This window comes from Chryseobacterium sp. NFX27 (genome assembly GCF_049887855.1).
GTDB lineage: Bacteria > Bacteroidota > Bacteroidia > Flavobacteriales > Weeksellaceae > Chryseobacterium.
Genome location: NZ_JAGEKK010000004.1, coordinates 50886 through 65078, shown reverse-complemented (window position 1 = coordinate 65078; position 14193 = coordinate 50886). Strand labels below are relative to the sequence as shown.

Genomic DNA, 14193 nt, shown 5'->3' with positions numbered 1-14193 from the left:
GGTTCTCGTTTTCCTTTAAACTAAAATTACAATGGTTAAAAATATAATCGTATTAGGCAGTTTTTTAATGGCTGCTTCTACACAGGCACAAATAGGAATAAGCACAGAAAGTGTAAGCAACGGCTCGGTTTCTTTAGAATTTGGAGATAATGAAAATAAAGGTCTTCTTCTTCCCTATGTTACAGATAAGACCGGAATTACCGAAAATGGAACTGTTCTTTTTGATACAACAGATCATAAAGTAAAATACTTAAAAGATACCAACACATGGTTTGATCTGAGTGTAGACTCATCAGGAACTGCAGATCTGAGTATCCAGGCGGCTGATAGAGAGGAGCAGCCGGGAGCTAAGGTTTGTATAAGTACATCTGCAGGAGGAACAGACACCACAAAAGGAATACTGGTACTCGCTGATACAGATAAAGCAATGATACTGCCCAAAGTAGCAAGTCCTCATTTAAATATTATCAATCCAAGTGCCGGAATGCTGGTGTATGATACTGTAAAGAGACACCTAGCGGTCTATAATGGTACAGTTTGGACGTTTTGGAAACCCTGAAATAAAAAGACCTTTTTAAATGAAGTTTTCTTTGACATCTCATGCCATGAGTATTATTTACATCCTAGATAGATATTCTGGTTTCATTAAGGTATTTTATGGACCGAACTAAAACGACACTATAACAATATATTAAGTAGTTAAATAATTTGTAATATTGCATCTTAAGGACTCTACAATATAGTACATCAAAGGGCCATGGATTATAAAATCCATGGCCCTTTATTGAGGTTTACCGTTTTTTGTAAATTAATATGCCATAGACGTACAAGCAAAACATTATTTCTTCATTATTTTAAAGGTCTTTGTCATTTTATCATTTAAAATAGCATTTCCTAAATATACACCTCTAGCCAACAGGGATAAATCAATTTTAATATTATTTTTATCAATGGACTTTTCGCTCATCATTAATAATTTTTATCCATTTAAATTAAGTATAATGAATTACACATTACAACCGTTGCCTGATGAAATAAGCGCATTAGAGCCGATTATCGACACGAAGACAATGGACATCTACTTCAATAAACACAGAACCTATGTGGATAATTTAAACAAAGCCTTAGATGAAATGAGAATTGAAGATTATCTCTAGAAGACTTACTCAGGAGTATTTCAAAAAAGCAAGTGGAATTCGGAATTTCTAACAACATCCGAAAAGTTCACCCTATAAATATGATTTTCATTGTTGATTTTTGTATGATAATATTTAAATAATTGCACAATGTCAACACATGAAGTTAAAGGAAAAGTAGTTTTAATTGCCGGAGGTGGTAAAAACTTAGGTGGATTACTAAGCAAAGATTTTGCAGCAAAAGGAGCAAAATTAGCAATACATTACAACAGCGAAAGTTCTAAAGCTGAAAGTGAAAAAACTTTGGCTGAGGTTCAAGCTCTTGGTGCTGAGGCATTCTTATTTCAGGGTGATTTAACCAAAGTAGAAAATATTACTCAATTTTTTGATGAAACTATTGCCAAGTTTGGAGGCATTGATATTGCCATCAATACGGTTGGGATGGTGTTAAAAAAGCCATTTACTGAAACAACTGAAGAAGAATATGATTTAATGTTCGGGATCAATTCAAAATCAGCGTATTTCTTTTTACAGGAAGCTGGTAAAAAGATAAATGATAACGGTAAAATCTGTACTATCGTTACTTCTTTATTAGCAGCTTATACCGGCTTGTATTCTACTTATGCGGGTGCAAAAGCTCCTGTAGAGCATTTCACAAGAGCCGCTTCTAAAGAATTTGGTGGCAGGGGAATTTCAGTGACAGCAGTTGCTCCCGGTCCTATGGATACACCTTTCTTCTACGGACAGGAAAGTGCTGATGCAGTCGCATATCACAAATCGGCTTCGGCCTTAGGAGGTCTTACTGACATCAAAGATATTGCTCCGTTAGTTGAATTTTTAGTAACCGACGGATGGTGGATTACCGGACAAACTATTTTTGCAAACGGGGGTTATACAACCAGATAATCAATTGAAAGCCAGCTGTGATTTATCTAACAGCTGGCTTTTTGTTTTTAACATACAATTTCCTTAAACAATGAACAAACAAAATAATGTAATCCGAAAACAACCGAAATATACCTTTCCCAAGAAAAAAGTATTATGTCTGGTTTCCAATGCGGCACAGCTTCACGGAATGGAAGTTGGATTTTTTGCCGAGGAAATGACAAGACCATTCTTTGATTTCATCAATGCAGGGTACGATGTAGATGTTGCGTCTCCGAGAGGGGGAAAAGTAGTTTTTGATGGACATAGCAACCCGGAAAACCCAAAAGGAGCTTACCCGAACGATTTGATAAGTATCGGTTTTGTGCATCACGCAACATTTGGAAAATGGATGGAAAACACGCTGCCTATTTCCAATATCAACGTTGCCGATTATGATGCAGTTTGTGTATCTGGTGGCGGTGCTCCATTAATTAATTTCAAAGATGATTTAGAACTGCATAAACTGATCGCAGATTTCTATGAAGCAGGGAAAATCACTTGCTTAATCTGCCATGGAACATCGTTATTATTATGGACGAAATTAAGCGACGGAACTCTTTTAGCAGATGGGAAAACCTGGACAGGATTTGCTGACAGCGAGGAAAATATGATTAATGAAATGTTTGGAATGACGGTGAACGATTACACCATCGAAACAGAAGCCCGCAAAAATCCAAACACCAATTTTGAAGTAGCTGGTCCGCTGGAACCCTTCGCCATCAGAGATGGAAGATTGATTACCGTACAACAACAGCACAGTAGCTTTTTGGCCTCTCAATTAGTTATTGAAGCTTTATCAGAGTAAATTTTTTTATTATGAGAAACGAAAAGTAGAACATCCTGTTTTTCGTTTTCTTTTCGTTCTGTTTTTATTTGAAAAACACAAATGAATAAAAAATGATATACCCAAAACTTCTGAAACAGTTTTAATAATTGTATTTTTTACTTTTTCGATATATGTTTTAAAGGTTCAGAATATTGGTTTTTACGATTCCCTGGAAAATTCCGGACTAAAAAAACTATAATTAAAGATTACCAATCAGAAATGTAGAACATTAAACAAAAAACACATGAATAAATACCAATCACTTTTCGACACACAAAAAGAGTTTTTCTATACCGATGTTTCCAAAACTTATGAGTGGAGGATAGACCAGCTCAACCGACTGGAAAAAATGCTTACTGAAAATCAGGAAACATTTTGCCAGGCTTTAAAAACCGATTTTAATAAACCACCTTTTGAGCAATTGTTCGAAATTACAGTTCCCTTAGGAAATATAAGATATTATAAAAAAAATCTGAAACAATTAATGACCCCGGAAACAGTCACCATACCAAAAGGCTTGGAAGAAACCGGTAACAAAGGTATTGTTTATAAGGAACCCTTCGGTGTAACATTGGTCATTGGGCCGTTTAATGCACCGATTTTATTATTGCTGGACCCTGCCATTGCAGCTTTGGCAGCAGGAAATCCCGTTATTCTGAAACCAGCCAATACAACGCCTACAGTTGCCGCACTTTTTCAGGAGCTTATTCCAAAATATTTCGAACCCGAAGCTGTAAGTATTGTTACAGGAGGAAGAGAGGAAATTACTGCGCTATTGGAACTGCCCTTCGATTTTATTTTCTTTACGGGAAGTTCTGCCGTTGGCAAAATCGTAATGCGTGCTGCGGCCGAAAACCTAACGCCAATAGTATTGGAATTGGGTGGTCAAAATCCGACTGTGGTTGATGAAACTGCCAATCTCGACATTGCTGTTGACCGTATTGTTTGGGGGCATATGGCAATTTCCGGCCAATGGTGCATTGCTCCGGGTTACGTGTATGTACACGAAAGTATTGCAGATGAGTTTATAGATAAATTGAAAGCATCTGTGATAAAAATGTATGGCGAGGACCCAAGTCAAAGCCCTGATTTCGCAAGGATGATCAGCGAACACGATACCGAAAGGGTAGCTTCTTATATTATCCCTGAAAAAGTAATTTTAGGAGGAAGATATGACGTGAAAGCCAGATATGTTGAGCCAACCATTTTATATCCCAGCACCTGGGAAGATCCTGCTATGCAACAGGAAATTTTCGGACCTGTTTTCCCGATTTTGGTATATAAAGATTTAAAAGAAATTGTAGAAATTATTAAACGTAAGCCGAAGTCTTTGGCCGCATATTTCTTTAGTAAAAATCAGCAGAATATAGATTATTTCTTAAATTCAGTTTCTTTTGGTGGTGGCTGCGTCAACCAGACCAATCTGCATTGCTGGATAGACAGTTTACCTTTTGGAGGTGTTGGTTATGCCGGAATGGGCAAGTATTACGGCAAAGCAGGCTTTGATGCATTGAGCAATACAAAAGCGATGCTGATAGGAAATCCTGATTTGGAACTTGATGTTTTTCCGCCGTATGAAGGAAAAGACATTGCGAAAAATTTAAGTGTTTTTGGATAAATATGAAGCAACAAGAAGCTGTTAATTTAATTGAAAAAGCAATTCAATATTCTGATAAGCCTCAAATTTGGGCGGATTTAGGTTGTGGTGATGGCACTTTTACCCATGCATTGGCTCATTTATTACCAAACGGAAGTCATATTTATGCAATAGATGCTCAAGCGCAAAATTTTCCAAAAGTAATAGGAGACCACGTTTCCATTGATTTTATAAAAGCTGATTTTGAGATATTTGATTTTGATTTCTCAAACCTTGATGGAATTCTTATGACCAATTCATTACATTATGTAAAAGATAAACGGGTATTAATTAATAGGTTAAATGAATATTTATCTGAAAATAAAAAATTTGTAATAGTAGAGTATGATACGACGGCTTCCAACCAATGGGTTCCTTATCCGGTTAATTTTTTAAAGCTTAAGGAATTATTTATTGAGCAGGGTTATTCAAAAATAATTAAATTAGATGAACGGCACTCGATATTTGGACAAGGCAATTTGTATTCTGCAGCCATCAGTTTGAACGACTAAAAAAAACAATATGATACTAAAAATTATTAACTCCGCATTAATCCTTGTGGCTGTTTTTATGGGCTTAAAACAAGGGTATGCAATGTTTTCAGGAAAACCCGAAATGTTGGAAATGTTTGGTAAATGGAACATTAATAAAACAGGATTAATGGCGATCGGAGCGGTAACAATGTTAAGTGCATTGTTAATTCTTTTTCCAAAAACCTTTGTTTGGGGCAATTTTTTGATGGCAGCCGGCATTTTACTGATTATCTGTTTTCATTTGCATGACAGAGATTTGAAAGGCGTCGTGATAGAATTGCCATTTCTTTTGCTGAACCTGATCATCATTTACTTACAGCATCCACTTAAAAACGGCTCATTATGAACAGTAAATTTCCAATGATGAAAACAACACTTCCGATGATTGCTGTTCTTGCTGTCAGTCTTTCATTTAAGGCCTGTGGACAATCAAAAACTCCAAAATCAGAAACAACAACAATTAAAGAAACACAAAAAATGGATACAGACAAACTTACAAACGGAACTGTAAAAGCCGCGTTCGATGCCTGGCAAAACGGCGATAGCAAAACTTTTCTATCATACTTTGCTGCAGATGCAAAGCTTTATGATGATGGTAATCCCCGCAACTTCCAGAGCTTTGTGAAAGAAGCCTGCGGGCACGAAAGATTCACCAGCATAGAAAAGGTGGAAAATGAGGGTAAAGATATTACCGGAAATTTCCACACAGAAAGCTGGGGCGATTTCAAGACTTATTTTAAGTTTAGCATTAATGCGGAAGGTAAATTTAACAGATTAGATATTGGGCAGGCTAAATAATTGAATTTCTAAAATCTATTTCTGCTTCAATGAATAAAACAATAGCTTTTCTTCAAAGTAAAAAATACGAATTACTGCTGTTCGCATTGCTTCAGCATTTGTTCATAGGTGTTTTTCTTACCAACCTCGAGTTTTATACAAGGGTTGTTTGGCCAGCCAATATGTTGATATTGGGACTGGGAAGCATTTTTATATTTACTGGCAAACACAGTTGGAGACATTGGTTCAGGAACCTTCATTTTATTGTCGTACTGCTTTTGCCCATCGGTATTCCGGCTTTTAAAGATGTACCTTGGTATTTTACTTTCCTTAATATTAATTATGTTATTTTTTTTGTATTTCTGTTTTTAGAGTTGCTTCGGTTTTTATTGAAGCCCGGGTATATTAATAGTGATATTATTTCCGCATCGGCATGTGGTTATTTTTTATTAATAGAAATTTCGGTTTTCTTACTACAAACATTCGAATACCATAACCCTTTGTCTTTTAAAGGTATAGATACATCATCACCTGCAAGTATATTTACAGACCTGGTTTATTTTTGCTCTATAACTTTTACGAGTATCGGCTTTGGAGATATTACACCTAATCATCAAATTACCAAGCTTGTCACAGCGTTTATTGGCGTTGCAGGGCAGTTTTATACGGTGGTTTTGGTGGGTATTTTAATCAGTAAATTTTCTTCAAGAAATTAAATTTGTATGAATATAAGTTCACATTACAAACTCAAGCATTTTATTCCCTGGACAAGGGTCAAGATTTATAAAATGTTAATATTAAGTATCATTCCTACGCTTCTGTTCTATTTTTTTGGTTGGACATGGCTGGCGATTCCGTGGGTTCCGGTGGCGTTGCTGGGAACAGCAACAGCGTTTATTTCCGGTTTCAAAAATACCCAGACTTACAATCGCACTTGGGAAGCGCGGCAGGTTTATGGAGCTATTATCAATAACAGCAGGGCTTTTGGGATTATGATAAAAGATTTTATCCGTTCAGAAGACAAAGTTCTTGAAAAAAAACTTCATCAACAGATTATTTACCGTCATTTTGCGTGGCTTACTGCATTGCGTTTTCAACTTAGAGAAATTAAAAGCTGGGAAAATATAAAAACGAAAAGTTATAACCGAGAATATCTGCAATATTACAAAGTCCCGGAGTGGGAAAGTAATTTGGAGGAAGGATTGAAAAATTTTCTCAATGAAAGTGAAGGCCAGTATATTTTATCAACAAAAAACCGTGCAGCACAAATCGTCACTTTACAATCTTCTCAGCTGAAAAAACTGAATGAAGAAGGCAAGATATCAGATTACAATTATGTTGCCCTGGAAAATCAACTAAAAGAATTGTACGATCAGCAGGGCAAATGCGAACGTATCAAAAACTTTCCTTATCCTAGGCAGTTTTCGAGCATCAATTTATATTTTACGAATTTGTTTTGTATTCTATTACCTTTTGGTTTCCTTGGCGAATTTTCAAAGACTATTGAAAAATTTGGTGAAAATATTATCTGGCTTACTATTCCTTTTAGTATGATTTTAGGTTGGGTTTTCTTGGTTTTAGAACAAATAGGCGAAAGCACAGAAAATCCTTTTGAGGGAAATGCCAATGATGTCCCTATTACGCAGATTAGCCGAAATATAGAAATTGATTTAAGAGAAATGCTGGGGGAAAAAGATTTACCGCCTGTACTTACAGCAGAAAATAATATTTTAATGTAAAGAAAAAATACAGACAAGATTATGGAACATTTAAAATCCGTTAGAAAATGGTATCCGAAAGCGTTAACATCACTCGAGACCGTTAACCGTTTATTGGACACCATTGAAAAGCATATCGGCTTAAAGCCAAACCAATTGATGCATGCAGACAGTATGTGTTGTGATGATGTCAATGCTATACAATATCCGCCAAGAGCTTACGAGATGTTGGGTCCTTTCCATTTAGGAGGTCTTGATGGTTTTCCTTTTGCCGGAATCACGGGAATGAATGCGTTTGCACATCACGTCCCGGAAGATGGGGCAGTAGTAATATTCTACGCGCCACACATCGGGGTTACCAAAGATGGAAATATCGGAGAAATAAGCAGAATAGGACAGAGCAGCACTTCAGCTTGTTGCGGTGCTGCAAAAGGAGCATTGGAGAAACTTTCTGCAGGACAGCTTATTGAAGGGAATATCACTTCACTGGACTTTCAGATGAATACGATTGAGCAAATATTTCTTCATCAAAAAGACCGTATTCTAAATGCTGAAAATAAGATATTTGAAGCTACGGAAGTCATGTATGAAGCTATTAATGAAAGAGTAGAGGTATTGGTAAAAAAAACCAATTATCCTTGCAAATATGTAATATTGGCAGGGGCTGTTTTTATCAACGGAGATAAGGATATGGGTTCTTTCTGTGAGTACAGAAAATTTGAATATATCGATCTGGAAACGCAAGAAAGGAAAAGCCTGATGGCAGAGTATTACAAATAATATCCCATGATTAAAAGAGAGAGAGTTTCTTACCTGTTCTTGTCTTCTCTGGACTATTAGCCGGCCAGAATTAATTTCAAAGCAAGCTGTTTTTATTTTTTAGATATAACTTAACGAGTCATTCTGATTTCATCAGCCTATGATTGGTCGTTTAGAGCTGATTTTAGTCAACCTAATAGCAAAGTTTAACGTTGTTGCTATTGATAATTATTATAGCACAACTGATAAGCATTTGTTTCGCTCTATCTATAATCTTTTGGTCATAAAAATGACATGGATGATTTACTAACTCTAATTCTTACACATTCTTCAGTGATTGTCAAAAGTGAATTATAAAATTACTTTGACGCTGCGCTTTACTATAGTAGAAAATGTGGTATACACCAAGATGCTTTGTTAAGCCACAAGCTGCTTGTCAAAGCACTATGAGGGATCAAGGGTAAAGACACAGCGCCGGAAGTAATAAGAATAAATGTTAAAGATGTACACTTAAAAATAAAAAATAAGATTCTACATATATGCAACCAATTGCTGTCATCTGCATCTATTGAGGAAATTCAAATTATATATTAAACATTTTTGTGTAGAATTATTGCTCGACAATTGTAAGCGCATTGTATATTCCGCCTGAAGAGGTGTCAAATTGGCTTATAGTCCCGTCAAATGCAACAGTAATCCATGTAAATGGTCTTAATTTATCACCCTTGTTCATATATACGCTTACTGTACAAGCTGATCCCACAGGTACAGCGTTAGGGCTACCTCCAGTATCAGAAGAATATCCATTATTCGTTTTTACCCTCTGCGTTATGGTCCCTGCTGGATTCCTCACTTCCCAAATAGCCTCAGTCTGGTTATTAGCACCAGTATTCACCTGACTGGACTGTAGTGCAAAAGTGAATGTTGCAAAATATACCCCCGTCCGCGGTGCGATGAACTCCCCTGTAGTTGGATCAAAGTTATTGGTAGGAACACCTGAATCTGTATCGAACTTTTCAGTCCAGTTGGTCAGATAAGATGATCTTCTTTGGACAATTCCAGATTTAGTTCCTATCTCTGATGGGGTCGAGCTTTCAAAGACATAAGTGTCTTGGCTTGTTTTACTTGCCATCACAATAATTCTTGGCTTTCCCTTTGGAAAAAAACTCACCCATTGGGTTCCATCTGAAAATTCTAAATAGCCTTTAACTCCAATAGCGGGACTTGGAACATAGCGTAAAGCACCGGCTCCGGCCTCTGCAGCAGTTTTATCAGTATTGCCGATGGCAATAGAACCATTTGCCCCACTACGTAAATCGATAGCCACTTTTGGGCTCGCGACAAGTACTCCTATTCTTCCTGTATTGTCTATAATAATCTTTCCCGCGCTAGTATTAACTTCTACAGGATTAACCGGGCTCGCTACTCCTATTCCTATTTGTGCCTTAGCTACAATACCTCCAAAAAGCAATGGAAAAAATATACGTGCAACATACTGAGTTTTAATTTGTTTTTTCATCATAGTTCTTTTTATAACTCACTGATACTTAAATTATTTAACTTCCCGTCATTAAGCGTATTTCTCGATGTACCCAAGTTGTGCCTAACACTAAACTTAATGGTATTTCCTGCTTTAAGATTGAAAATTGCATTACAAGTTCCACTTATAAAGTTGGAAACGGTTCCTGCCTGAAAGGCCGGATACGAATTGATCGTTTTATATATCGGAATATTTGCGGTATTTTGATCACTTTCAATTGCAGTCTCTATAAAAGTATTTTTGGGGATTTGGCCACTTGCTAAAGTAATACCGAAAGATACGAGATAGAATCCGTCACGGGGAGCGGTAAAGATCCCGGTGCCTGGGTTAAAATCACCAATGACTCCACTTCCGAGATCTACTGTTTCATTCCATCCCGATATGTAAACAGTAGAATTATTTCCGATACTCTGAACGGAACTTTTGTTAGCATTTACCAGAGCTTTGGTCGGAGGAGCGAGAGGGAGAGCAATCCATTGTTCCCCATCAGAATATTCTAAAAACCCGGACACATTATATCGAATAGTCCCGATTCCCGCTTCCAGTGGAGTTTGCGTACTCGTTCCTAATCCGATCAGTCCTTTATTATCAGCAGAACGTAGGTCTACTTTCGTTATCGGATTTAAAACGCCGATTCCTAAGTTTCCATTTGTAATAACAACGACATCATTTGTTAATTTAGAAACATCAGTGCTCGTACCGTTGTCTTTTGCTGCATCAACGTGAAACGGCTGTAATGGCCTTTCAGTTAAGAATCCAACTTGAGCTTTAATTGGACTCAAGGAAAACAATAAAACAACAGCAAATAATTTTAAACTAAAATTGATTTTCATTTTCATTACTATTTATTTAATGTTCTATAATGGTCAAGTTATTAAACCCGTCATCGGGATTAGCTGGATCTAATAAGTTACTGCTTACTCGCAAGGATACCGAGCCACTCGATACAAGATTATGCCAGAGCCTTGGTACGATTTTAGTGCCTGCAGTCAGGGTCAGAGTTACCGTACTAGCGCCACCAGCCTGCGTAGCTCTCGTTGCATTAGCATCGTCATTGCTACCGGTCATAGACTGCCCGAAAGTTTTGTAAACGGAGGCTAGAACAGTGTTAGTAGTTGTATTAAAAAATTGTGATTCAACCCTGGAGCCATCATTTATAACGACTCCATTAAAGTTGAAAGTGAGAAGAAATGTATAAGTCCCTTCCCTGGGTGCAGTGAAAATACCAGATGTAGCATCAAAGCTATTGCTCATATCTCTCACAACTGACCATGTACCAATATTGGTTGCAGTAGCTGGCGGTATTGACTGATTTGTAACCTTACGTGCGACTACAACAGCCTTTTGTGGTGCAATATAAGCTTTGTGCCATACTGTCCCGTCCGACACCTCAATCTTCGGCCCAACTGGCGCGTTTACCACATCATATCGTACCGCACCTGCACCTGCAACCGAAGCCGCAATATTAGTTGTACTTAGACCTATCGAATTCTCTGATGCTACAGATCTTAAATCCAGTTTAACCTGAGGATTAAGAACTCCTACTCCTATAAAGCCTGATGTTTTGTTAATTATAACATCATTGGCAACCTGGAGGACTGAAGGTGTACCATTTATAGGATTGTCTTTGGCACCATCGATATGTAATATCCCTAATGGAGTTGATGTGCCTATTCCAACCTGAGCATTACTCCAGAAAATGCAACAATAAGTGATAATAACCATTAAAATAAATTGTCTTTTTCGTTTCATTTGTTATATGATTTAGTATTAAAAAAATTTAATGTAATTGACTTAATGTCGGTTTTTCTATATGGATACAATATTTCTACTCATGCCAAGATGTTTGGCTATTATTTACTTTTGATCATTATTGTACTTATGAAACCATTTATATAATGTTGTTTTTGGGATCCGATATTCATCGATAACCTGAGCTTTAGTTTTTGTTCCACTATTTATCTGTTCAAGAATAAATTCAACAACTTCTTTACTGTATATATTCTTCCGGTATTTTGGCAGGCTACTTTTTATCTGATTGACACTTTCCTTATTAAGTCTTGCCGGCGGGGCATAAAGAATTAGATATTGCGAATAAATTCTGAAAAAATCATATTCTAAAAGAATGCTTAATCTTAGTATTATATCGGAATTTAAGGAGCTATCTGAAAGTATCGATTTCAATTCCTTTTCAGAGCATGATAAGATTTTGCAGACTCGACGGCTGTCTATATCTAACTCTTTAATTCGTTGTTGTATCAGTATACCCAAATGAATGTTTTTTAGGTCAAGAATCATAAGTTTTACTTGTTGTGTTATTTTTTTTACTCATCTGTAAAGTGTTTTTTATATAGAGTGTCCATTTTAAGTTTATAATGTAAACATATAAATACCTGTGTTGGATAAGGAAATCGGATCAAAGATATTTTTTTAAATAATATCAATTGTGGACATGTTGTGAAGAATTCGGTTTTTGTCGCAGTAAAAACAAGAAAAAGGGGGAAAAATTGAGAATATAAATGAAGAGTAAAAGGAGTATTTTATTAATAGCAAATTATGTGTTTATTTCTCTGTAAATCAATAGATTTACACTATATAATTACGAGATATATACGGAATTTATAACATTTATCATATGTCGATTCTCAAAAATTATGGTAGAATTGCAAACAAATAACTTTTCATATGCTTTTAAGAAAATTATTAATTGTTTTCATATATATTATTTATAGTTTTAGTAAAGCCCAAAGTAACAATACAGACCCTACAAAAGAGGCTATTGATCAGCGGATTTCAATCACTGATAAAAAACCGTATACATTAAGTGAAAAACTAACTCTTTATCTTGATATTAACAAGGATGCAAAGCAAATAAATTATACTAAAGGTCTTTTGGAAAGTGGTGAAAAGCTAATGATCATTTACCACAGTATAGGTGAGCACGATAAATCTATTCAACAGTCCTATCAGATTGAGAAGTTAGCTACCGAAACTAACAATTACGAATCACTTGCTAAAATTTATATTCAAAGAGGAACGGCACTTTCTGCCTTGGGCTTTTATGAAGAAAATTACTCCACACTTCTGAAAGCAAAACAATTTGTCCACAAAATAAAGAGCGTAAATAAAAGACATTATAATATGGCTCTGCTTTATCAGGGATTAGCTGCAGGCTATTTTTCGCAAAAGCAGTCACACCAGGATACAATTCTAAAGTATTTTAACAAAAGCCTACACGAAGCTGAACTGATTAATGATAATGACGACAATATCCGTCAAATTGAGGAGAAATATGATCTTCTTTCATATTTATATATGAATATTGGTATGGTTTACTCGCTTTATGAACCAAAAAAATTGGGTCTTGCGGAAACAAATCTACAAAAGTCTCTAAGCATCCTCAATGAAAGAAAATTTACTCAAATAAGAGTAGATAAAGTACCCATCCTTAATTATCTTGCAAACTTTTCTTTTGAACAGAATAGAAATGCCGAGGCAGTAAAATATGCACAAGAGGTACTCAATCTTGAACTTAAGAATAAGAATCCCTCAGCCAGAGTAATCGCATTTGCAACGTTATCAAATATTTATGAAGGACTTAAAGTCAAAGATTCTACTATAAAATATATGTCACTTTATTCCAATCTTACGGATAGTTTGGCTTATATCAATAAAAAATCCATAGACCGGACCGTTAAAACAATAGGTGTGGAAAAGGATCGGTTGCACCAGAAGAATTTGAAAGAATATTTAATTGCTGCCTCTATATTAGTTGCCTTTATTGTATTGATGACCTGGTACTGGTGGCGACGATATAATATAAAACTTCACGGAAGATATGAACTAATCATAGAGGGCTTGATAAGGAATGAGCCGAAGTACGGGATAACGGATGATCGGGATAATAACGAAATAAAAAGCCAAGAAAGAAATATATACATACCGGAAGAAACTACAACTCTGATTCTTAATAAGCTCACAAAATTCGAAAAATCAGAAAAGTTTTTAAAGAAAGAAGTAAGTCTTTCATCACTATCAAATATTTTTAATACAAACCCGCGTTACCTTTCGGAAATTATTAAGCAGTACAAGAGCAAGAACTTTAACAATTATATTAATGGCTTGCGCATTACTTACATTACTGGTAGATTATTTAATGACCCCATTTTTCGTGAATATAAAATCAGCTATTTAGCTGAAGTTTGCGGTTTTTCATCAAGAGAAGTTTTTGCTGTAACTTTTAAAAAAGAAACTGGAGTCAGTCCATCCTATTTTATTAGTCAACTTAAAATTAATTTAGCAGAAAAATCTACAAAACAATAATTTTTTTACCCTACATAG

At 35.8% G+C, this 14193-nt stretch carries 16 protein-coding genes; 12 read left to right on the top strand and 4 right to left on the bottom strand.

What is annotated here, in order from left to right; genetic code table 11:
- Positions 1 to 31: 31 nt before the first annotated feature.
- Positions 32 to 559, top strand: a complete 528-nt coding sequence (locus tag J4Q03_RS05880; protein ID WP_426047279.1) for a hypothetical protein — start codon at positions 32 to 34, stop codon at positions 557 to 559.
- A 279-nt stretch (positions 560 to 838) separates the two neighbouring features.
- On the opposite strand, the gene J4Q03_RS05875 is transcribed toward J4Q03_RS05880, so the two are convergent.
- Complete coding sequence (locus J4Q03_RS05875; protein WP_426047278.1) at positions 839 to 970, bottom strand: hypothetical protein; 132 nt, start codon at positions 968 to 970, stop codon at positions 839 to 841.
- A gap of 31 nt (positions 971 to 1001) precedes the next feature.
- Between J4Q03_RS05875 and J4Q03_RS05870 the strand changes: the two genes are divergently transcribed.
- The 10 genes from J4Q03_RS05870 to J4Q03_RS05825 all read left to right on the top strand — a co-directional run bounded on the left by J4Q03_RS05870 (position 1002) and on the right by J4Q03_RS05825 (position 8333).
- Positions 1002 to 1157 carry a hypothetical protein gene (locus tag J4Q03_RS05870; RefSeq protein ID WP_426047277.1) on the top strand — a complete coding sequence of 52 codons (156 nt, stop codon included), beginning with the start codon at positions 1002 to 1004 and terminating at the stop codon, positions 1155 to 1157.
- Between the two features lie 129 nt (positions 1158 to 1286).
- Positions 1287 to 2042 carry an SDR family oxidoreductase gene (locus J4Q03_RS05865; protein ID WP_426047276.1) on the top strand — a complete coding sequence of 252 codons (756 nt, stop codon included), beginning with the start codon at positions 1287 to 1289 and terminating at the stop codon, positions 2040 to 2042.
- A 70-nt stretch (positions 2043 to 2112) separates the two neighbouring features.
- Positions 2113 to 2868, top strand: coding sequence for a type 1 glutamine amidotransferase domain-containing protein (locus J4Q03_RS05860; RefSeq protein WP_426047275.1), 756 nt, complete (start codon positions 2113 to 2115; stop codon positions 2866 to 2868).
- A gap of 265 nt (positions 2869 to 3133) precedes the next feature.
- Positions 3134 to 4507, top strand: coding sequence for an aldehyde dehydrogenase family protein (locus J4Q03_RS05855; RefSeq protein ID WP_426047274.1), 1374 nt, complete (start codon positions 3134 to 3136; stop codon positions 4505 to 4507).
- A gap of 2 nt (positions 4508 to 4509) precedes the next feature.
- Entirely contained in the window at positions 4510 to 5037 is a 528-nt protein-coding gene (locus J4Q03_RS05850; RefSeq protein ID WP_426047273.1) for a class I SAM-dependent methyltransferase, read from the top strand.
- A 10-nt stretch (positions 5038 to 5047) separates the two neighbouring features.
- Positions 5048 to 5404 carry a DoxX family protein gene (locus J4Q03_RS05845; RefSeq protein WP_426047272.1) on the top strand — a complete coding sequence of 119 codons (357 nt, stop codon included), beginning with the start codon at positions 5048 to 5050 and terminating at the stop codon, positions 5402 to 5404.
- The gene (locus J4Q03_RS05840; RefSeq protein WP_426047271.1) at positions 5401 to 5856 is read left to right on the top strand and encodes a hypothetical protein; all 456 of its coding nucleotides are present in this window, start codon (positions 5401 to 5403) and stop codon (positions 5854 to 5856) included. The genes J4Q03_RS05845 and J4Q03_RS05840 overlap by 4 nt, the downstream gene beginning before the upstream one ends.
- Before the next feature lie 29 nt (positions 5857 to 5885).
- Positions 5886 to 6551 (top strand): ion channel, encoded by a 666-nt coding sequence (locus J4Q03_RS05835; protein WP_426047270.1) that lies wholly within the window; start codon positions 5886 to 5888, stop codon positions 6549 to 6551.
- Between the two features lie 72 nt (positions 6552 to 6623).
- Positions 6624 to 7574, top strand: a complete 951-nt coding sequence (locus J4Q03_RS05830) for a bestrophin family protein (protein WP_426047269.1) — start codon at positions 6624 to 6626, stop codon at positions 7572 to 7574.
- 21 nt (positions 7575 to 7595) lie between these two features.
- Positions 7596 to 8333, top strand: a complete 738-nt coding sequence (locus J4Q03_RS05825) for a hypothetical protein (RefSeq protein ID WP_426047268.1) — start codon at positions 7596 to 7598, stop codon at positions 8331 to 8333.
- A 589-nt stretch (positions 8334 to 8922) separates the two neighbouring features.
- Here the strand turns inward: J4Q03_RS05825 and J4Q03_RS05820 are convergent.
- Genes J4Q03_RS05820 through J4Q03_RS05810 form a run of 3 tightly spaced genes read right to left on the bottom strand, consistent with a single transcriptional unit; the run spans position 8923 to position 11604 of the window.
- Positions 8923 to 9834, bottom strand: a complete 912-nt coding sequence (locus J4Q03_RS05820) for a hypothetical protein (protein ID WP_426047267.1) — start codon at positions 9832 to 9834, stop codon at positions 8923 to 8925.
- Positions 9835 to 9842: 8 nt separating this feature from the next.
- Entirely contained in the window at positions 9843 to 10685 is an 843-nt protein-coding gene (locus J4Q03_RS05815; protein ID WP_426047266.1) for a hypothetical protein, read from the bottom strand.
- A gap of 16 nt (positions 10686 to 10701) precedes the next feature.
- Positions 10702 to 11604 (bottom strand): hypothetical protein, encoded by a 903-nt coding sequence (locus J4Q03_RS05810; RefSeq protein WP_426047265.1) that lies wholly within the window; start codon positions 11602 to 11604, stop codon positions 10702 to 10704.
- A gap of 933 nt (positions 11605 to 12537) precedes the next feature.
- On the opposite strand from J4Q03_RS05810, the gene J4Q03_RS05805 reads away from it, so the two are divergent.
- Positions 12538 to 14175, top strand: coding sequence for a helix-turn-helix domain-containing protein (locus J4Q03_RS05805; protein WP_426047264.1), 1638 nt, complete (start codon positions 12538 to 12540; stop codon positions 14173 to 14175).
- Positions 14176 to 14193: the final 18 nt, after the last annotated feature.

Coding starts and splice junctions, on each gene's coding strand:
- J4Q03_RS05880 (WP_426047279.1), top strand. CDS start 32: ATGGTTAAAAATATAATCGTATTAGGCAGTTTTTTAATGGCTGCTTCT.
- J4Q03_RS05875 (WP_426047278.1), bottom strand. CDS start 970: ATGATGAGCGAAAAGTCCATTGATAAAAATAATATTAAAATTGATTTA.
- J4Q03_RS05870 (WP_426047277.1), top strand. CDS start 1,002: ATGAATTACACATTACAACCGTTGCCTGATGAAATAAGCGCATTAGAG.
- J4Q03_RS05865 (WP_426047276.1), top strand. CDS start 1,287: ATGTCAACACATGAAGTTAAAGGAAAAGTAGTTTTAATTGCCGGAGGT.
- J4Q03_RS05860 (WP_426047275.1), top strand. CDS start 2,113: ATGAACAAACAAAATAATGTAATCCGAAAACAACCGAAATATACCTTT.
- J4Q03_RS05855 (WP_426047274.1), top strand. CDS start 3,134: ATGAATAAATACCAATCACTTTTCGACACACAAAAAGAGTTTTTCTAT.
- J4Q03_RS05850 (WP_426047273.1), top strand. CDS start 4,510: ATGAAGCAACAAGAAGCTGTTAATTTAATTGAAAAAGCAATTCAATAT.
- J4Q03_RS05845 (WP_426047272.1), top strand. CDS start 5,048: ATGATACTAAAAATTATTAACTCCGCATTAATCCTTGTGGCTGTTTTT.
- J4Q03_RS05840 (WP_426047271.1), top strand. CDS start 5,401: ATGAACAGTAAATTTCCAATGATGAAAACAACACTTCCGATGATTGCT.
- J4Q03_RS05835 (WP_426047270.1), top strand. CDS start 5,886: ATGAATAAAACAATAGCTTTTCTTCAAAGTAAAAAATACGAATTACTG.
- J4Q03_RS05830 (WP_426047269.1), top strand. CDS start 6,624: ATGTTAATATTAAGTATCATTCCTACGCTTCTGTTCTATTTTTTTGGT.
- J4Q03_RS05825 (WP_426047268.1), top strand. CDS start 7,596: ATGGAACATTTAAAATCCGTTAGAAAATGGTATCCGAAAGCGTTAACA.
- J4Q03_RS05820 (WP_426047267.1), bottom strand. CDS start 9,834: ATGATGAAAAAACAAATTAAAACTCAGTATGTTGCACGTATATTTTTT.
- J4Q03_RS05815 (WP_426047266.1), bottom strand. CDS start 10,685: ATGAAAATCAATTTTAGTTTAAAATTATTTGCTGTTGTTTTATTGTTT.
- J4Q03_RS05810 (WP_426047265.1), bottom strand. CDS start 11,604: ATGAAACGAAAAAGACAATTTATTTTAATGGTTATTATCACTTATTGT.
- J4Q03_RS05805 (WP_426047264.1), top strand. CDS start 12,538: ATGCTTTTAAGAAAATTATTAATTGTTTTCATATATATTATTTATAGT.